At 61.7% G+C, this 17,803-nt stretch carries 19 protein-coding genes; 11 read left to right on the top strand and 8 right to left on the bottom strand.

From position 1 onward, the window contains the following. Positions 1-99: 99 nt before the first annotated feature. On the top strand, positions 100-963 hold the full coding sequence (gene tehB / locus WA302_RS00645; protein WP_025301693.1) for an SAM-dependent methyltransferase TehB: 864 nt from the start codon (positions 100-102) through the stop codon (positions 961-963). On the opposite strand, the gene WA302_RS00640 is transcribed toward tehB, so the two are convergent. Together WA302_RS00640 and ada are read right to left on the bottom strand one after the other, a co-directional pair. Further along, positions 958-1,671, bottom strand: coding sequence for a 2OG-Fe(II) oxygenase (locus WA302_RS00640; protein WP_261456714.1), 714 nt, complete (start codon positions 1,669-1,671; stop codon positions 958-960). The two genes, tehB and WA302_RS00640, sit on opposite strands and share 6 nt — an antisense overlap. Further along, positions 1,668-2,723 (bottom strand): bifunctional DNA-binding transcriptional regulator/O6-methylguanine-DNA methyltransferase Ada, encoded by a 1,056-nt coding sequence (ada, locus tag WA302_RS00635; RefSeq protein ID WP_099817533.1) that lies wholly within the window; start codon positions 2,721-2,723, stop codon positions 1,668-1,670. The genes WA302_RS00640 and ada overlap by 4 nt, the downstream gene beginning before the upstream one ends. 237 nt (positions 2,724-2,960) lie before the next feature. Here ada and leuE point away from each other — a divergent pair, with 237 nt between their 5' ends. Continuing rightward, the gene (gene leuE / locus WA302_RS00630) at positions 2,961-3,599 is read left to right on the top strand and encodes a leucine efflux protein LeuE (RefSeq protein WP_004940625.1); all 639 of its coding nucleotides are present in this window, start codon (positions 2,961-2,963) and stop codon (positions 3,597-3,599) included. 159 nt (positions 3,600-3,758) lie between these two features. Continuing rightward, on the top strand, positions 3,759-5,258 hold the full coding sequence (locus WA302_RS00625; protein WP_025301690.1) for an aldehyde dehydrogenase family protein: 1,500 nt from the start codon (positions 3,759-3,761) through the stop codon (positions 5,256-5,258). 33 nt (positions 5,259-5,291) lie between these two features. Here WA302_RS00625 and feaR read toward each other — a convergent pair whose 3' ends face one another. After that, positions 5,292-6,191 (bottom strand): transcriptional regulator FeaR, encoded by a 900-nt coding sequence (feaR, locus tag WA302_RS00620; RefSeq protein ID WP_323712059.1) that lies wholly within the window; start codon positions 6,189-6,191, stop codon positions 5,292-5,294. Positions 6,192-6,413: 222 nt separating this feature from the next. Between feaR and WA302_RS00615 the strand changes: the two genes are divergently transcribed. Next, a complete protein-coding gene (locus tag WA302_RS00615) occupies positions 6,414-7,136 on the top strand; it encodes an acid phosphatase (protein WP_060447665.1) in 723 nt (240 codons plus the stop codon). A gap of 35 nt (positions 7,137-7,171) precedes the next feature. Here WA302_RS00615 and WA302_RS00610 read toward each other — a convergent pair whose 3' ends face one another. Continuing rightward, the gene (locus WA302_RS00610; RefSeq protein ID WP_043135553.1) at positions 7,172-7,813 is read right to left on the bottom strand and encodes a DsbA family protein; all 642 of its coding nucleotides are present in this window, start codon (positions 7,811-7,813) and stop codon (positions 7,172-7,174) included. Positions 7,814-7,921: 108 nt separating this feature from the next. Then, a complete protein-coding gene (locus tag WA302_RS00605) occupies positions 7,922-8,326 on the bottom strand; it encodes an Exc2 family lipoprotein (protein WP_060447666.1) in 405 nt (134 codons plus the stop codon). Between the two features lie 193 nt (positions 8,327-8,519). On the opposite strand from WA302_RS00605, the gene WA302_RS00600 reads away from it, so the two are divergent. Next, complete coding sequence (locus WA302_RS00600; RefSeq protein WP_019454278.1) at positions 8,520-8,768, top strand: hypothetical protein; 249 nt, start codon at positions 8,520-8,522, stop codon at positions 8,766-8,768. On the opposite strand, the gene WA302_RS00595 is transcribed toward WA302_RS00600, so the two are convergent. Further along, positions 8,765-9,532, bottom strand: coding sequence for an NAD(P)H-dependent oxidoreductase (locus WA302_RS00595; protein WP_049208678.1), 768 nt, complete (start codon positions 9,530-9,532; stop codon positions 8,765-8,767). The genes WA302_RS00600 and WA302_RS00595 overlap by 4 nt on opposite strands. An 84-nt stretch (positions 9,533-9,616) precedes the next feature. Between WA302_RS00595 and WA302_RS00590 the strand changes: the two genes are divergently transcribed. After that, entirely contained in the window at positions 9,617-9,997 is a 381-nt protein-coding gene (locus WA302_RS00590) for a winged helix-turn-helix transcriptional regulator (RefSeq protein WP_261456712.1), read from the top strand. Here the strand turns inward: WA302_RS00590 and WA302_RS00585 are convergent. Then, complete coding sequence (locus WA302_RS00585; RefSeq protein WP_043135548.1) at positions 9,994-10,575, bottom strand: flavin reductase family protein; 582 nt, start codon at positions 10,573-10,575, stop codon at positions 9,994-9,996. The genes WA302_RS00590 and WA302_RS00585 overlap by 4 nt on opposite strands. A 174-nt stretch (positions 10,576-10,749) precedes the next feature. On the opposite strand from WA302_RS00585, the gene WA302_RS00580 reads away from it, so the two are divergent. From WA302_RS00580 to WA302_RS00560, 5 genes are all read left to right on the top strand, one after another. Beyond that, a complete protein-coding gene (locus WA302_RS00580; protein ID WP_025301682.1) occupies positions 10,750-12,351 on the top strand; it encodes an ABC transporter substrate-binding protein in 1,602 nt (533 codons plus the stop codon). Between the two features lie 268 nt (positions 12,352-12,619). Next, positions 12,620-13,144 (top strand): cytochrome b561, encoded by a 525-nt coding sequence (cybB, locus tag WA302_RS00575; protein WP_080271280.1) that lies wholly within the window; start codon positions 12,620-12,622, stop codon positions 13,142-13,144. Between the two features lie 53 nt (positions 13,145-13,197). Then, positions 13,198-14,484: a hypothetical protein gene (locus WA302_RS00570; RefSeq protein WP_025301680.1), complete on the top strand. Its 1,287-nt coding sequence runs from the start codon at positions 13,198-13,200 to the stop codon at positions 14,482-14,484. Continuing rightward, complete coding sequence (locus WA302_RS00565) at positions 14,481-15,656, top strand: hypothetical protein (RefSeq protein WP_025301679.1); 1,176 nt, start codon at positions 14,481-14,483, stop codon at positions 15,654-15,656. The genes WA302_RS00570 and WA302_RS00565 overlap by 4 nt, the downstream gene beginning before the upstream one ends. Before the next feature lie 16 nt (positions 15,657-15,672). Beyond that, positions 15,673-16,377, top strand: a complete 705-nt coding sequence (locus tag WA302_RS00560) for a hypothetical protein (RefSeq protein WP_167324856.1) — start codon at positions 15,673-15,675, stop codon at positions 16,375-16,377. Between the two features lie 17 nt (positions 16,378-16,394). On the opposite strand, the gene WA302_RS00555 is transcribed toward WA302_RS00560, so the two are convergent. Next, entirely contained in the window at positions 16,395-17,510 is a 1,116-nt protein-coding gene (locus tag WA302_RS00555; protein WP_227257842.1) for a hypothetical protein, read from the bottom strand. Positions 17,511-17,803 lie beyond the last annotated feature (293 nt).

The raw sequence follows: 17,803 nt of genomic DNA, 5'->3' as shown, positions 1-17,803 counted from the left end.
AATAGGTTTGCGAAGCTCGGGATTTTCAAATGACGCATAAAGATGTATTTTACATACATCATATAAATCACTTTGCTTGCCCAGCCAAAGGAGCCCCCTATGGAGCAGCAGCTGCTTTGCTATAAAACCCTGCCAGAATGGAACAGCGACACGCTGCCGGCGGCCTTCCGCCAGCGCCACAACACCCAGAGCGGCACCTGGGCGAAGCTCACCGTACTGAGCGGCAACCTGACGTTCGCCATGATGACCGAAGACGGCGCCACCACCGAGACCTGGCAGTTCAGCCCCGAAAGCCAGCCGCCGTTTATCGCACCGCAGCAGTGGCATCGCATCGTTTCCTTTTCGGACGACATGACCTGCCGGCTGGCGTTTTACTGCACGCCGGAAGATTACTACCACAAGAAATACGAACTGACGCGCACCCACTCCGAAGTGATCGAAGCGGCGGCGCGCATCGCGCCGGGCAAGGCGCTGGATCTGGGCTGCGGCGGCGGGCGCAATTCGCTCTATCTCAATCTGAAAGGTTTCGACGTCACCGCCTGGGACAAGCACGCGCCGTCGATAGCCCGCCTCAATCAGATCGTCGACGCCGAGCAGCTGACCCGCCTGAATGCCGGGGTGCAGGATCTCAATACCCACCGCTTCAGCGGTGACTACGACTTCATCCTGTCCACCGTGGTGATGATGTTCCTCGAGCGGCAGCAAATCCCGCCTATCGTGCAAAACATGCAGGACAGCACCGTGCGCGGCGGCCATAACCTGATCGTGGCGGCGATGGATACCGAGGATTATCCCTGCCCACTGCCGTTCCCGTTCACCTTCAGCCCGGGTGAGCTGAAGCATTATTATCGCGACTGGGAGATCCTCAAATACAACGAGGACGTCGGCCAACTGCACAAGACCGACGCCAACGGCAACCGCATCTCGCTGCGCTTCGCCACCCTGCTAGCGCGCAAGCTATAGCGCGTCGTGAAAGATCACCCCCAGCGTGTGGCGTTGGCCGGCGCGTATCCGGCTGACGCCGTGGCGCAGATTGACCCGATAGTAGCCTTTCACTCCCGCCACCGGCCGATGATGCACGGCGAACACCACGGCGTCGCCCTGCTGCAGCGGCACCACCTCCGGCCGGCTCTGCATCCGCGGCCGCTGTTCGGTCAGCACGAATTCGCCGCCGGTGAAATCCCGCTCGGGGACGGAGAGCAAAAATGCCACCTGCAGCGGAAACACCCGCTCGCCGTACAGATCCTGATGCAGGCAGTTGTAATCTCCCGCTTCGTAACGCAACAGCAGCGGCGTCGGCCGCCGTTGGCCGGCCCGGTGGCATTCGGCCAGGTAAACCTCATGGTCGGCGGGATAACGCACCACCAGGCCCAATAAGGCGTTCCAACGGTTGGCCACCGGCGCCAGCCGCGCATACATCAGGCTGCGCGCTTCGGCCACCGGCGACTGCAGCGGATAGGTGAAATAGCGGTACTCGCCGCGGCCAAAACCGTGCTTCTCCATCACGACGCGGCTGCGGAAGTGCGCATCCTGCGGGTAGAGCGCCGCCAGCTCGCGGCACAGCTCTTGGCTGAGCACGCTGGGCAACCGCGCGCAACCCTGCGCATCGAGTTCGCGCTCGATGGCCGCCCAGTCCAATTCGGCCAGCCGCGCCGCCAGCGCGCCGCTCATCGCTGCGCCTCTTTTTCCAGCAAGGCTTTCTTGCGCTCGACGCCCCAGCGATAGCCGGACAAGGCGCCGTCGTTGCGCACCACCCGGTGACAGGGGATCGCCACCGCCAGCACGTTGGCGGCGCAGGCACCGGCCACCGCGCGCACCGCTTTGGGCGCCCCGATGCGCCGAGCGATATCGGCATAGCTGACGGTTTCGCCGACCGGTATCGCCTGCAGCGCCCGCCAGACCCGCTGTTGAAACGCGGTGCCGCGAATATCCAGCGGCAGCGCCAACCCGTTCTCCGGCGCTTCAATCAGGCCCACCACCTGCGCCATCAGCGCTTCATACTGCGCGTCGCCGCCGATCAGCTCGGCGTTGGGGAATTTGTCCTGCAGATCCTGCACCAGCTGCTGCGCATCGTCCCCCAGCAGAATGGCGCAGATGCCCACCTCGCTCTGCGCCGCCAGGATCTCGCCCAGCGAACAGCGCCCGACGGCGAAATGAATGCGCATGCCTTTGCCGCCGGCTCGGTAGGCCTTCGGCGTCATGCCCAGCGCGGCGTTGGCTTGTTGGTAGAAGCGGCCGTTGGCGCCATAGCCGGCGTCGAAGATCGCGTCGGTCACCGTTTCCTGCTGCGTAAGGCCGGTGCGCAAGCGTTGGCTGCGCTGCGCGTCGGCGTAGCCTTTCGGCGTCAGGCCGGTGATCGCTTTGAACAGCCGGTGGAAATGGTATTGGCTCAACCCAACGTGGCGCGCCAGCGTCTGCAGCGACGGCGCTTTCTCCGCCCGTTCGATATAGCGGCAGGCCTCGGCTATCTGCCGCGCATGCTGTTCCGTCAACGGCGTCAGCCCCTGGCGGCAGCGTTTGCAGGGCCGATAACCCGCCGCTTCCGCCTGTTCGGCATCGTCGAACAGCTCCACGTTTTGCCGATTCGGCTGACGTGACGGGCAAGAAGGCGAGCAATACACGCCGGTGGTTTTCACCGCGTAGATAAAGCGGCCGTCGGCGTGCTTGTCGCGGCTGACGATCGCCAGCCAGCGCGGATCGGCGCTGTCGATTACGTTTTTCATCATACGTTCCTCACTGCGGTTTCGATGTTAACCAGCATAGTGACGGGCCGTTGGCGAAACACGCCGACTCTTGCTTTTTAATTCGACGCCGACGTTTTCAACAATGTTTCGACAATTTTTAACCAACAACATGAAGTTTATTACGTTGCCAACCTGGTTGCACGGCGTTAGGATCGCGGCCGGCCACGGGCGTGGCCAGTGTTTTTGCCTGTTAGTTGCGCGCATGGAGAGGTTATTGTGTTAGAGAGTTTTGGCGTCCTGAATTTATGGACCTATTTGGCCGGGGTGGTCTTCATCATCATTCTGCCGGGGCCGAATACGCTGTACGTGCTGAAAACCGGCATATCGCGCGGCGTGCGCGCCGGCTATACCGCCGCGCTGGGCGTGTTTATCGGCGATGCGATCCTGATCTTCTGCGCCTATATCGGCGTGGCGTCGCTGATCCGCACCACGCCGTTCCTGTTTACCCTGGTGCGTTTTCTCGGCGCAATTTACCTGCTGTTCCTCGGCGCAAAAATCCTCTACGCCACCTTCGTGCAGAAGGCGCAGGCGCAACAGCAGCAGATTGAGGGCGGCCACAGCATTCTGCGAAAATCGCTGACGCTGAGCCTGACCAACCCGAAGGCGATCCTGTTTTACGTGTCGTTCTTCGTGCAGTTCATCGATTTCAACTATGCGCACACCGGGCTGTCGTTCACCATTTTGGCGCTGATCCTCGAAGCCGTCAGCTTTATCTACATGAGCACGCTGATCTTCTCCGGCGCGATGCTGGCGCATTTCTTCAATCACAAGAAAGGCCTGGCGAAGCTCGGCAACGGCCTGATCGGCCTGCTGTTCCTTGGTTTCGCCACCCGTCTGGCGACCCTGAGCTCGTGATCCCTCCCGGCCGGCGCCCGCCGGCCTCGGTTTACCCTTCCGTCACGGCAAAATGACACGCAGGACAAACCGAATGTCAGGCAGACCAAAGCCGCCGCTTTCCCGCTGATCTAGACTTGCAGGGTTAACGATAACCTGATGAGCCTGATCGGAGGATGTATGTCTGACAATACCGTAGCCGTGCTGGATAGCGTATCGCGTTTTCTCGATCGTCAGCATGGGCTGTATATCGACGGCCAGTGGCGCGCGTCCGCCGCGGAAGGCCGCCTGGCGGTGTATAACCCCGCCAATGGGCAGCAGATCGCCACCACCGCCGACGCCAATGAACACGACGTCGCACTGGCGGTGCAGTCCGCCCACAAAGCCTTCAGCGAAGGCGTCTGGGCGCAGCGTCTGCCGGTCGAGCGCGAGCGTATCCTGCTGCGCTTCGCCGATCTGGTGGAGCAGCACGCCGAGGAGCTGGCGCAGTTGGAAACCCTGGAGCAGGGCAAATCCATCAACATCGCCCGCGCTTTCGAAGTCGGCAGCACCCTGAACTGGATGCGTTACACCGCCGGGCTGGCGACAAAAATCACCGGTCAAACGCTGGACGTCTCTATTCCGATGCCGCCGGGCGCCAAATATCAGGTTTATACCCGTAAAGAGCCGATCGGCGTGGTCGCCGGCATCGTGCCCTGGAACTTCCCGCTGATGATCGGCATGTGGAAAGTGATGCCGGCGCTGGCCGCGGGCTGCTCCATCGTCATCAAGCCGTCGGAAACCACCCCGCTCACCCTGCTGCGCATCGCCGAGCTGGCGAGCGAAGCCGGCGTGCCGCCGGGCGTGTTCAACGTGGTCACCGGCCGCGGCACCGTGTGCGGCAAAGCGCTGACCGAACATCCACTGATCGCCAAAGTCAGCTTTACCGGCTCCACCCCGGTGGGCAAAAGCATCGCGCGCTCGGCGGCGGATCGCCTGACCCGCGTGACGCTGGAGCTGGGCGGCAAAAACCCGGCCATCGTGCTGAAAGATGCCGATCCGCAGCAGGTGATCGAAGGCCTGATGCTTGGCAGCTTCCTCAATCAGGGGCAGGTATGCGCCGCCAGCTCGCGAATTTATATTGAAGCGCCGATTTATGATCGGTTGGTGGCCGGATTCGAACAGGCGGTGAAATCGCTGTCGGTCGGGCCGGGGATGGATACCGGCGCGCAAATCAACCCGCTGGTGTCGCTCGCGCACCGCAACAAGGTGGCGGCCTACCTGGACGACGCCCGGGCGAAAAACGCTGAGCTTATCGGCGGCGCGGCCGGGCCGGACGCCAACGGCTTCTACATTCCGCCGACCCTGGTGATCAACCCGGACGATCGGCTGAACCTGACGCGCGAGGAAGTGTTCGGCCCGGTGGTCAACCTGATTCGGGTGGCGAGCGCCGAAGAGGCCTTGAGCAAAGCCAACGACACCGACTTCGGGCTGACCGCCAGCCTGTGGACCACCAGCCTGCAACAGGCGATGGCGCTGACGCCGCGCATTCAGGCCGGCACCGTGTGGGTCAACACCCATACGCTGATCGACCCGAACATGCCGTTCGGCGGGTTCAAACAGTCGGGCAGCGGCCGTGATTTCGGCCCGGATTGGCTGGATGCCTACACCGAATCGAAATCGGTCTGCATCCGCTATTGAGTGAAGCGGCGCGGGCCTGGCCCGCGCCCTGATTTACTGATACTGACGACGGTATTCGCTCGGCGACATGCCGAAACGCTGCTTGAAAGCGGTCGAGAAATGGCTGTGATCGGTGAAACCCCAGTCGAGGCCGACGCCGGCCAGTTTTTCCTGCCCGGCGGCGCTGCGCAGCGCCTGCGCGCACAGATCCAGCCTGCGGTTCCTGATGTACTGCGCCACCACCAGCCCCTGACGGGCGAACACCCGATACAGACTGCGTAACGACACCCCCAACTCGGCCGCCACCCACTCAGGGCGCAGCTGCGCCGACTGAATATGCCTGTCGATCAATGCCAGCGCCTTGTCAAAGACCGGTTGCTGCCCCTCCGGCCGCGCCTGCTCGAGCGCCAGAGCCGGGCGCAGCAGCGCCGCCAGCGCATTCAGCACCGCCTCGCTTTCCGCCGCGGCAAGCTGAGGATCCTGCATGCTGCTCAGCACCAGCTGGCGGCTGAGGCGCACCGCGCTGAGCTCGGCTCCCAGATGCTGAGCGCAAGGCGGCGGCAGCGGCAAGCAGCCGCGCGGCAATAACAGGGAGATTTGGCGCGAATCGCGCTGGAAAGTGAAACTGCTGGGCTGTGAGGCATCGATCAGCGTCATGTCGCCGGGAGAGAGCACCGTTTGGCGATCGCCCTGCTCCATCAATGCGCTGCCGCGCAGCTGGATGACGGTGAAAAAGTGCGCACCGTCGCTGCGGGCAATTTCACGCGGCGTGCGGTACAGCCGAGCCTGGGACACATCGACCACGCTCAGGCGCAGGGCATGGGCGCGAAACTCCTGCATCGCCCCGCTGAAGCCGGGCCCCAACGTTTTCGCGCAGAATCGGCCGCAGGCGGTGTTGATTTTCCCCAGCCACTCTTCGAAGCCGACGTCCCGGAGCGTTGCCAATGCCGTCATGATCTCTCCCTTCAAACAGCAGCGGTGCTGCGCCGTTGAACAGAAAAACACCATAACAATCCGTTAACACACAATCAATGGCGAGCGGGGGATTTGGCGCCGCGATCACAGATCATCGGGCGCCCGTCATCAATCCGCCACGAAACCGTCATCTCATCGTCACAGGCCTCGCCAAAAATACAGGCTGTTCCCCCTTCACGTTGACTCCCTGGACATGACCCGATGAAATCGTTGCAGAAATCCATTTTAGCGCTGTGTTTGTTTACCACCAGCGCCCTGGCCGCGTTCCATGCGCAGGCGGCAGAGGAAGCCCAACCGTTCACCACCGCGCAGCAGGTGGATCTGACCCACATCCTGCCGCCGCCGCCGGCCAACGACTCGGCGCAGACCCAGCGCGAACTGCGGGAAGTGCTCGACATGCAGCAGAAACGCACGCCGGAAATGGCCAGCCAGGCTAAGGCGGATGCGGAAGAGAACGTCTGGGTATACAGCAACGTGATGGGGCCGAAGTTCAACGCCGAAGCGTTGCCGGCCGTGAGCGCCTTCTTCGATCGCATCGTCGCAACCGAAGCGGCGGTGGTCGATCCGGCGAAAGATTTCTGGAAGCGCCCGCGCCCGCATATGCTGGACAGCCGCATCGAGCCGATCGTCAAGCGCTCCAGCTCCGGCTCCTGGCCTTCCGGCCACACCACGCTGGGCACGCTGATGGGCATCACCCTGGCCAATATGGTGCCGGAGAAGCGTGCCGCCATCATGACGCGCGCCTGGCAATACGGCGACAACCGGGTGGTGGCGGGGATCCACTACCCTTCCGATATCGAGATGGGCCGCATCGCCGGCAGTGTGATCAGCCAGCAGCTTTCACAGCAGCAGGATTTCCAGCAGCAGTACCGGCAAGCACGCGACGAGCTGCGCCAGGCGCTGGATTTACCCGCGGCGAAATAGACCCGGCGGCTAGCACCGGGCCCTGACGGCCCGGTTTACGGCTGTTTGTCCAACAGGTAACGCACCACCGCCGCGTACTCTTTGGCGTAGCCTTCAACGCTGGTGCTGGCCATGCCGGCATTGTCTATCTTGTATTTGCCGGCCACGTAGAACGACGGGGTGCCGCGCACCTCGAATGCTTTCACCGCTTCGTTCTGCTTGGCGATCAATCCTTTGACCAGCAGGCTGTGGCGCGCGTTTTCATAGGTAGCGGCATCGATGCCGGCCGCCGTAAACACCCGCTGAATATCGTCGGCGCCGTTGACGGCGCGCTGTTTCTGCACCGCGTCGAACATCGCCCCTTCAATCTTGTCTTCCACGCCCAGCACCGTCGCCACCGCCCAGGCTTCGGTCAGCTCATTGCCCAGTTTGCCCATCAGGCTGACGTGATATTTGGTGACTTTCTCACCGGCGGGCAGCGCCTGCGCCACGGTGCTGCCTACGCGATAGGTATCGGCGAACTGATAGCAAGGGCCGCAGTAGAAGGAGAAGAACTCCACCACCGCCGGCGCGGCGGCCACCGGCTTATCCAGCCGGGTGTATTGCTCGCCCGCACGGTAATCCGCGGCCTGAACCGCAGGCAGCGCCAACATCAATACGACGGCGGCGGCGAACGAACGCTTAACTTTTGCCAACATAAACACTCCTGGTTTCATCTATGAACATCGTCCTTAGCGGCGGTTTTTATAATCAAATAACCGCCAGAAGACCAGTTTTTATTACCTTCTATTTGTGAGGGATTATGTTCAGCGACCTTCGTAACCGTCCCAGTACGCACCTACCGCTTCCTGTGAGAGCACCTGGCGGCGCTTAGGATTGTCGGCGCTGCTGTAGGCGCGATTAATGAAAATGGTTTTGTGTTCCATGTTCTGCTGGAACTCCGCGCTGGCCAGGTAATCGGCCTTTTTCTGCGCCTCGCTGCGCGCCACGCCTGCCGCGCGATCCTTTTTCCCCAGCTGGTAGAACTGTTCGAACATCGGCACGGCGTTCTTAATACTGCCGTTCACATCGGTGCGGAATTGCGGATCAAAATCGTCGCGAGTTTGATAAACGTAGTGTTTGGCATGCTGCTCGGCACTGCTGAGGTGATGGGTGCAGGCGCTGAGCGCCAACAGCGGCAACAACAACGCCGCGCTTTTCAGTCTTTTCATGTCGTCTGTCCCTGTCAGTGAGGAAGGTTCCTTTAGCGCCACGAGCATAGCGCCGCCACCCGGCAAACGTCAAACGACAAAAAACGCATCACATTGTTTTATATTAATATTATATACACTGATTGGTATTCATTGCCTGAAACACTATGCTTTAACAGAACAGGGTAAACACTCACCGACAGCGAGGCGGCCAATGAAACCGATCGACAAAAACGTGGGGGAGTACGACCTCACGGCGGAAAAAAAAGCGGGCATGATCACCGGCACCATCCGCGGCGAACTGCCGGACAGCGACGCCAATCTGCCGCTGCTGCCCTTCTCCGGCACTTTCGCCGGCCCCAGCGTGGCCGAAGCCATCGCCGATATTCAGCAACAGTTCCCCGACATCGAACCGGCGATTATCGACGATTTGCGCGAGGAACTGCTGAAGGCCGGGTTCTAATCCGGATCGCGGTGCCGCACGAACGGACTGTAGACCGGCGCGCCGGGCTTCAACGCCAGATCGGCGTCAAAATCTTCATTGCGATTGAACGGCACCGCCGGCCAGGTGGAAAACGCGTTCAAACCGTCCCGGTACGTCTGTGTCACCTGTGCCAAAGCGGCATTTTGCGCCTGCAGAGCTTCGCCCGCCAACCCGCCGCGCACGCCATAGACCAGGAACGGCTCCAGCACGCTAAAGCCGATATAGTGCAGCGCATGCATGATTGGCCACAGCATCAGCCGCATATCGCCGTCGCGCCCGTTCGGCGCGCAGGCCTGTGCGGAAGCGCCGGCGGTCACGGTCAGCAGCGCCCGCTTACCGCACATCACGCCGTTCTCATGGCGGTGGCGGCTGTCGTAGATCCCGCCGTAAACGAACACCCGATCCATCCAGCCCTTGATGATGGCCGGCGCGCCGAACCACCAGAAAGGGAACTGCAGCACCAGCGTATCCGCCCAGCGCAACAGCTCGATATGCCGCCGGATCTCCGCCGGCAGCGCCTGGATCGTCCAGTGATGGCGCTGCTCCTGCATCGCATCGAACCGGTCCACCTGCTTTCTGCTGGGGTAATGGCCGGCGCCCTCGCGCGGATCAAACCCCTCCTGATACAGATCGACCGTTTTCACCTGATGCCCCTGCGCCAGCCAGGCCTGCCGCGCCTGTTCGGCCAAATGGGCATTGAAAGAATGCGGCTCGGGGTGAGCCAGCACAATCAGCACGTTCATCCTGTGTCTCCCGTTGTAAGGTGGTGCTGTTATGCTGTGGCTTTATCGTCCCCTTGGCAATTACGCACCTGAAGGTAACCCCCAATGGCTTATCCCGGCGACGTCTATTCGAGCAAGTGTTCCGCACGCGATGCGCTGACGCTGATTTCCGGCAAGTGGGTGATGCTGATCCTGCCTGCGCTGGCGCAGCGCCCGATGCGCAACGGCGAGCTGCTGCGCCGCATCGACGGCATTTCGCAGAAGGTGCTGACGCAAACGCTGCGCCAGCTGGAACGCAACGGGCTGCTCGAACGGCTAGATTTAAGTGAAAAGAATCAGGCGCATGTGGAATACCGGCTCAGCGCCGTCGCCTGCTCGCTGGTCGAGACGCTGGCGGCGCTGGACCGATGGGCGGAATACCATTTCCCCGAGCTGGACGCCGCCCGCGAGCGCTATGATGCCGACCGCGGGCGCGAGACCGATTAAAGCGGTTTGGCCCGCAGCGTCTCGCCGCTGCGCACGAAGTTGCCGGCCCCCAGATGATGAATGGTGTGCAGATCCGCATTGGCGGCGGTGAAGTTCCAGCGCCCTTGCTGGAACACCCGCTCGTCCGCTGCCGCGCTCAACACCTCGCCGAAGCAGGTGTCGTATTTTTCCTGTGCGCCGCTTTCCGGCAATAAGCGGCACTCCAGCCACGCCACGCAACCCTGTTCGATCAGCGGCACCTGCAGCGTGGCGCTCGGCGCTGCGGCGATGTGAAAGCGGGCAAACTTGTCTTCATCCAGCCCGGACACGCTGCCAACCGCGTAGGTGGCGTCGATGAACATGGCCGCCGGCACGCAAATGCCGAATGCGCCGCTCTCCTCGATCATTTGCCGGCTGTGCGCCCCTTTGTCCACCACAATGGCGATGCGCGGCGGGCTGAACTCCACCGGCATCGACCAGGCGGCGGCCATCACGTTGCGTTTGGCGCCGTCGTGGCTGCGGCTGGTGATCAATACCGTCGGGCCGTGGTTCAGCAGGCGGCTGGCGTGTTCGAGGGCGACAGGACGAAAGTGGCTCATCGGGAAATCCTTGCGAGTGACTGATTGTCCCGCAGTGTAGATCTGCGCTGCGGCGGCAGGCAACGCGGGGCGCACAGAATGCGCAGGTGAGACGCTTGTTCCCCGTCTCGCCATCCGTTATCTATAGTTAGATCAATTCGCCGGTAACGGCCCACTCCACCTGAGGATCTTGCCTTGACGTTTTTAAAACACCCTATCGCCGGATTGGTGCTGGCCGGCTGCGGCCTGCTGTCGGCGGGCGGCGCGCTGGCCGCTTCCGATGCGCTGGTGTACTGCACCGTCGCCTCGCCGGAATCGTTCAACCCGCAGCTCTCCAGCTCCGGGCCGACCTTTATCGCCACCTCGCAGGTGCTGTACAACCGCTTGGTGACGCTGCGTGAAAGCGATAAAACCCCGGCCCCGTCGCTGGCCACCGAGTGGAGCGTCAGCCCGGACGGCAAGACCTATACCTTTACCCTGCGCCAGGGCGTGAAATTCAACAGCAACAAATACTTCACCCCGACACGCGACTTCAACGCCGAAGACGTGGTGTTCACCGTGATGCGGCAGAAGGATCCCGCTAACCCTTATCACAAGGTCTCCGGCGGCAACTATGAATACTTCACCGACATGGGCCTGGATAAGCTGATCACCAAGGTGGAAGCGGTGGACGAGCATCACGTGCGCTTCACGCTGAGCCAGCCCAACGCCGCCTTCGTCGCTGACTGGGCGATGGATTTCGCCTCGATCCTGTCCGCCGAATACGCCGACGCCATGCTGAAAAAGGGCACGCCGGAATACGTCGACAACTGGCCGATCGGCACCGGGCCGTTTGCGCTGCAGCAGTACAAGCAGGATTCGCTGATCCGCTACATCGCCAACCCGCACTACTGGCAGGGCGAAGTGGCCAGCAAGCACCTCATCTTCTCCATCACGCCGGATCCGCAAACCCGGCTGGCCAAGCTGAAAACCAACGAATGCCAGATCATCCCCGCGCCGCTGCCGGAACAGTTCGCCGCCATCAAGGCCGACGGCAACCTGCAGCTGCACGACATTACCGGGCTGAACGTCGGCTATCTGGCGTTCAACACCCAGAAAAAACCGTTCGACAACCTGCTGGTGCGCCAAGCGTTGAGCTACGCGGTGGACAAGAAAGCGATCGTCGCCGCGGTGTTCAAAGACAGCGGCACGCCGGCCAATTCACTGCTGCCGCCGGGCATGCTGGGCTACAACGACAAACTGCCGGAGTACGCCTACGATCCGCAGAAGGCGCGCGAGCTGCTGAAGCAGGCCGGGCTGGAACAGGGCTTTGAAACCGACATCTGGTCGATGCCGGTACAGCGCCCTTACAACCCGAACTCCAAGCGCATCGCCGAGATGATCCAGAGCGACTGGGCGAAGGTGGGCGTGAAGGCCAAGATCGTCACCTGGGAGTGGGGGCAGTATCTGGCCGGGCTGCGCAAAGGCGAGCAACAGAGCGCGCTGTACGGCTGGGTGTCGGACAATGGCGATCCGGACAACTTCGCCACCCTGCTCGGCTGCGCCGGCGTGCAGAGCGGCGCCAACGTGGCACGCTGGTGCGATAAGGATTATGACCGGCTGATCCAGCAGGCGATCCAGGAGAACCAGCCGCAGGCGCGCGCCAAGCTGTATCAACAGGCGCAGGTGATCTTCGCCAAACAGGCGCCGTGGCTGCCGCTGGCCACCGGCAAAGTGTTCTACGCCACCCGCAGCAACCTGAGCGGCTATGTGGTGGACGTGAACGGCAGCGATTTCGCCAAGGCCAAATTGAACTGATCTTAGGCGCCGCAGCGAGGGCTGCGGCGCAACCCGCTTCATCGCTTAATAAGCTGCCAGCCTCTAAACCTATCATTATTAGCTTCATAACTTACGGCGCTCACCTATCACCAGACGCATATCCCACTAAACCAATAGCTTAATAAGCGAGCTGAACCTGGCGTTTTGCCTAAATTGCGCGCACGCGCTTTCCTCCGATGTAACATTTCGTTACCATCGACGCACAGACCCTTTAACATCAAAAGGTAACCCGGTGCAGAACACCTACATGCCGTGGCAAATTCGCCTGCACTGGCTGGTGGCGATCCTGCTGGTCATCACCTGTGTCACCATCGAGCTGCGCGGCTTTGCCGAACCGGGCAGCGCCCCTTGGTACGTGCTGGTTGTCACCCACTTCAGCTGCGGCGTAACGGTGTTTGCGCTGATGATCGCCCGCCTGTTCCTACGCTGGCGCCACCCCTCGCCCGCCATCGCGCCCAAACCGCCGAAGTGGCAAACCGGCCTGGCGCACCTGACGCACACCCTGATCTACCTGCTGCTGCTGACGCTGCCGGTGCTGGGGGTCTATTCGCGCTATCTGGGGGGCAAAGAGTGGTATCTATTCGGCCTGCCGATGCCGTTCGCCGACGTGGCCGATCGGCCGCAGGCGCGGGCGATTATCGGCTGGCACAAAACGCTGGCGTCATTCGGCTACTGGCTGATCGGCCTGCATACCGCCGCCGCACTATTCCACCACTATATCGTCAAGGACAATGCGCTGGTGCGTATGCTGCCACTGATGAAAAAGCGCTGACCATCCGGCGCCAGGGATGAATTTTCGGACCACGCCTGCTGACAGGGAATGATATGCAAACCCAATTTTTTCATGTGACCGTCGAGCAATGCGCTTGCCAACAGACGGCGCCCGACAATCTGGTGAGGATCATCGCCTCCGGCCAGACGTTCTTTTTTTATCGCGATGACTTCAGCGACAGCGAAAATCTGCTGGCCAGGCTCGCTGCCGGCGATCGGGTGAAGATCGGCGCCCACCGCCTGCGGGACGGCAGCTACTGGCTGCACTGGCTGCTGCACGGCACGAAAGGCCGGCTGGAGCCTGACAGAACGCTGAAATATAAGCTGAAATACTTCGCCCTGCTGCTGCTGGGCGCAGCGCTGGCCGGCGGTTTCCCGGCGGCCTTTTTCATCATGGACCGGGAAGATTCCTGGCTGACCATCGTCCTGTTCTTTATCGCCATCATCGCCGGCCTTATCGGCATCGGCATGGTGCTGTTCGTCGGTTCGGAGCTCCTGTTGATTGCGCACCGCGGCCGCAGGCGCCTGCTCAGAGCGCTGGATCGCGTGCTGCAGGGGCAAGACGTCACGCCGCCCGGCTCGCTCAGCCTGAAAATCCCCGGCATCAGATACCGGGCCGTCCGCGCAGACGCCGCGCCAGTGCCCGCAACGCCACAAACCGAGTTCCCCCTCCCCGAGGGCGTCGAGGCCTCCGGCATAGAGACGGTCAACGCCCTGAGCTACGAACTCTGCCACTATGAGATCCCGCGGCAGGTGCAGTATTTGGACACCTATGCGTGGCGTCAGAAGGAGACGCACTTCGCGTTGACGACCCGCGCGCTCAACGTCCCCAATACCAAACTGCACCCGGTATTTCGTCGGCAACATCCGCTTTTCATCGCCAAAGGCGATCCGCTGCAGGTGCTGTATTGCGAAAACGACACCGTCCCCGAGTTGCCGACGGTGCGTGGGATCATCAATCATCGCGATCGCCAAACCTATCTCATCGGCGGCAGCCGCTACTTCACCGAAGCCGGCCTTAACCTGTGCGCGCGCGTTGTCTTCATTTTTGGGGCAATCGTGGCGTGTTTTGTGCTCGGCATGACGGTGGTGGATAACGCCGATACCCCGGCGGGCTTTTACCTGGATGCCTGGACCCTGAAGCGCCTCGGCAGTGAATTGCCGCCGATTATTCTGCTGCTGATGCTGATGGTCAGCGGCCTGGCGCTGCTGATCGAGGGTTTCGCCCAGATCTGTCGCCTGTACTCTTTTGACCAGCACCGCACGTTTAAAACGTTTAAATACCTGCGAAATCTGCGCCGCAGGTTGTGGCGGCAGGCTCAGGTGACGGAGCTGAAATGATGACGTTAGCGCTTTATAAAAGACCCCTTATTATCCTGACGCTGTTTTTAGCCAGCGCGCTGGGCGTCTATTTGCTCGCCCCTGAGCAACGCTATGCGCAGTGGCAATGGACTCGGGGCGACCAGGCGTTGCCGACGATAGCCCGGTACGATCTCATCCATAGCTACCCGGCGCAGGACGGCGCCCTGCTGCTCACCAGCAAAAGAAGTGAAGACCGCGCGTACAACAGCTTTTACGGTTGGGCGGCCAACTACCTCAGCCAGGTGCTGTTTGCCGGCCCAAAAGGGTTACAGATGCTGGGGGAACTCGACGACTTGATCCACGATGCGGTTTGCGGCGAGCAGGAGTGCGTGCTTTTTCTCTCTGAGGGCCGCAGGCTGGTTGATGTGCAACGGGGTACCATCGGGGCGCTGATCCCCTGGCCGGAGGGCGACGACAACCGGCCTTCCTTTGTCGGCGGCAAACTGGTGGCGCAACCGGGAAAACGCGCGCTGTATCTCATCAGCACCGAAGGCGTATTCTACAGCCCGGACTTCGGCGCCCATTGGCGGCAGACGCTGGATCTGCCGGCGCTGCTGGACGCACGGCAACTGCTGGGCTTTGAGCGCGGCGAGGAGGAGTCACCGACGGCTTACGCCTCCGGTAAGCGCAAATCCGTACCCGAGATATTCACCGCCATTGATGGCGACCGCGTGCATTTCTGGATGAACCCGGTGCTCGGATCTGGCGCGTTACACATCGCCGTTAACGGTAAAACCGGCGAGGTGATTGAAATGCATTGGCTGCTGGTGCGCGTGGAGGAAAGCGCGCAAGCCCCGGACGGCGGCATCTACCTGATCGCACAAACGCTGGACAGAGGGCTGTATCAGCTTCTGCGTTATCAATCCGACGGGCAGTTGAAGGTGCTGCTGGAGACCGGCGATAAATCGCTGTATCAGCTCTGGGCGGGCAACGATAAGCTGGTCGCCCAAACGGATAACGGCGATGCGCGTCTTTCGCTGATTTTCGATCTGCGCTCATCCGACGTGCACTACCGACAGCCGTTGGAGTACCGGTACAACGGGCGCGACGACGCGCGCCAAACCGTGATCGAACCAGAAAGCCACTATGACGATGACAGGGAGACCCCGGCGCTGCCCTACTTCGTTCGCTATCGCTCCACCACGCCGTGAACATAAGGAACTTGCCATGCTGTTAGGTTATGGCGCCGGCGCCGCCGGCCTGCTGGCGCTGTTATTGGCCCTGCTGCTCGCCGGCATCCTGCTCGCCTGGTGGGGCTGGCGATACGCCGCCGCCCGCTGCGGCCGCCCGCGCCCGCCGCTTTCCTGGGGCGGCTATCTGTTGGCCTCGGCGCTGGCGATCTACCCGGTGGCGTTCGCGCTGATGCTGATCGGCATGGCCATCCAGGACATCAAGAGCCAGCGGGCGGAAGATCGTTGGAATCAACGCAGCTACTTGACGCTCGACGAGGCAAAGCCGTTCGGTGAAACGACGCTGCCGAAAGGCAGTTGGGTAAACCGCCAGGAGCCACGCCTGCCCGGCACCGAAGACAGCCCTATCACGATGAACGGCGTGACCGCCGTGCGTTTTCCTCAGCCGCAGAGCGTGGCCGGCGTGCCGATCATCGCCTTCGAGGTTTTACCGCCGGTGATGGAGCTGGCGAGCGCGCACACCTTTACCCGCCCGAGCGGCCAAAGGGTGCACTGCGAAGCGGGTTGGCTGGTCTCTTTCTCTTTACCGCCGGATAAGCCGACCCCGCAGTGGGAGGAGTGGCAGGCCGGGCTGCCAGCGGCGGCGTTTCGGCCCAGCGACTGGATCTTTAGGGAGTGCTTCTCCGGCAGCCCGATCGCGGTGCTGACCTTGCACAACGGCGAAGTCAGGGTGCTGCCTTAAGCCTTAAGCCTTAAGCCTTACGCCGTAGCGTTGGGCAAGCGCACGGTCACGCGGTTGTTGGCCGTTGGCAACTGCAGCGGCGTTTCCTGCCAACTCACCGCGATAACCAATACCGGCGGGGCCGGCACGCGCGGCTCACGCCCGTCGGGCCCCACGCTGTAGGCATCCCATTCAATCACAAACACCCCGCCGTCTTGCGGCTCGACCCGCTCGACGAAAAAGGTGGTGTCCGAACCGCGCCCGCCCGCCGGTTTATGCGCGTAAGAGAGCAGGCTGAACCACTCGCCGGCGAAGTACAGATGGTAAAGGCCATCGACGATATGCTCGCCGTGGAACTGGCAGCCGCCGACGCTCAAACCGTCACCCGCCGGGGATTCCGCCACGCGTTCGAGATCGCGCACGAAGCGATCGGTCGGCCTGTTATCCAGCAACAGTTCATAAGGCGGCGTGTGCAGCAGCGCGGCAGGATCGTCCGCCTGGCGCAGATCCGCCGGCAACATCGAGCGCGCCGCCAGCACGCGGCCGCTGGGCAACGTGATCTCCAGCCGATCAGCCGGATCCGCTACCCACTGCGGCACCCACAGACCGCGCACAAGGTGCAACGGCGTGGCCTCCACCTGCCGACACGTCGCCCTCAGCCGCGCCAGCGCCTCAACGGAACCGGCGGCCAAGGCTCCCAGCTCGCGATCGGTCAACGCAGGCAGCGCATACATCGCCCGGGCGGCAGGCTCGTAGACCGTCAGCCCCTCACCCTCGCGGCCGCGGGTCGGGATCAGGCGCAGCTTGCCGTCGTCCACGTCCTGCGGCGCGGCACAGGCGCCATGCACAATCGCCCCGTCGCGCAGCAGCAGCGTCCAAAAATTGGGGCCGCCCATGCCCAGCTCCCCCACGCCGCCAATCTGCCGGTCGCTGTCGCCGGCGTGCGCCATCTCAATCGGCTGCGAACGCCAGTCGGTCTTGCGCCACTCTGCCGCCGCTTCGGGTTCTTGCCCGCTTTTAGCGGCGTGCTTCGCCCATTGCAGCACGGCAAACAGCGCGATGCACAGCACGCCGAAAATCGGGTGATCCTGCCAAATCAACCCCCAACCGACGATCAAAAAGGCCCAGGCGGCCATGGCGATATCCTTTTCCACGAGAAAACCGCCTGATTCTAGCGCAGGAAACGCAAAGGGTTGAAGCCTATGCCATGAATAATTAGCCGTTAAATAGAAAGATAATAATTTCAGCGTTATTTCTGTGACTACAAAGATCACATAAATAACGCTTCAAAGAGTGATTTGAACGTAGAAAAGACAACTCCCTGTATCTCAATGCAATATTCGCAACCCTATTAAAAACCAAAAGATAAAAGGGAAAAAAAACTGCAGTAATTTGTGCATATTCTAAACATTGACTATGTTTATACATACTCTTTATATGCAGGTAA

This window comes from Serratia sp. 201 (assembly GCF_037027545.1).
Lineage (GTDB): Bacteria > Pseudomonadota > Gammaproteobacteria > Enterobacterales > Enterobacteriaceae > Serratia > Serratia bockelmannii.
Note: the sequence above shows the minus strand (reverse complement) of the source record. Positions and strands in the feature narration are given on the sequence as shown.

Coding starts and splice junctions, on each gene's coding strand:
- cybB (WP_080271280.1), top strand. CDS start 12,620: ATGCCGTGGCAAATTCGCCTGCACTGGCTGGTGGCGATCCTGCTGGTC.
- WA302_RS00585 (WP_043135548.1), bottom strand. CDS start 10,575: ATGAGCCACTTTCGTCCTGTCGCCCTCGAACACGCCAGCCGCCTGCTG.
- ada (WP_099817533.1), bottom strand. CDS start 2,723: ATGAAAAACGTAATCGACAGCGCCGATCCGCGCTGGCTGGCGATCGTC.
- WA302_RS00610 (WP_043135553.1), bottom strand. CDS start 7,813: ATGTTGGCAAAAGTTAAGCGTTCGTTCGCCGCCGCCGTCGTATTGATG.
- WA302_RS00565 (WP_025301679.1), top strand. CDS start 14,481: ATGATGACGTTAGCGCTTTATAAAAGACCCCTTATTATCCTGACGCTG.
- WA302_RS00605 (WP_060447666.1), bottom strand. CDS start 8,326: ATGAAAAGACTGAAAAGCGCGGCGTTGTTGTTGCCGCTGTTGGCGCTC.
- WA302_RS00570 (WP_025301680.1), top strand. CDS start 13,198: ATGCAAACCCAATTTTTTCATGTGACCGTCGAGCAATGCGCTTGCCAA.
- WA302_RS00595 (WP_049208678.1), bottom strand. CDS start 9,532: ATGAACGTGCTGATTGTGCTGGCTCACCCCGAGCCGCATTCTTTCAAT.
- WA302_RS00615 (WP_060447665.1), top strand. CDS start 6,414: ATGAAATCGTTGCAGAAATCCATTTTAGCGCTGTGTTTGTTTACCACC.
- feaR (WP_323712059.1), bottom strand. CDS start 6,191: ATGACGGCATTGGCAACGCTCCGGGACGTCGGCTTCGAAGAGTGGCTG.
- WA302_RS00600 (WP_019454278.1), top strand. CDS start 8,520: ATGAAACCGATCGACAAAAACGTGGGGGAGTACGACCTCACGGCGGAA.
- WA302_RS00625 (WP_025301690.1), top strand. CDS start 3,759: ATGTCTGACAATACCGTAGCCGTGCTGGATAGCGTATCGCGTTTTCTC.
- WA302_RS00590 (WP_261456712.1), top strand. CDS start 9,617: ATGGCTTATCCCGGCGACGTCTATTCGAGCAAGTGTTCCGCACGCGAT.
- WA302_RS00640 (WP_261456714.1), bottom strand. CDS start 1,671: ATGAGCGGCGCGCTGGCGGCGCGGCTGGCCGAATTGGACTGGGCGGCC.
- WA302_RS00560 (WP_167324856.1), top strand. CDS start 15,673: ATGCTGTTAGGTTATGGCGCCGGCGCCGCCGGCCTGCTGGCGCTGTTA.
- tehB (WP_025301693.1), top strand. CDS start 100: ATGGAGCAGCAGCTGCTTTGCTATAAAACCCTGCCAGAATGGAACAGC.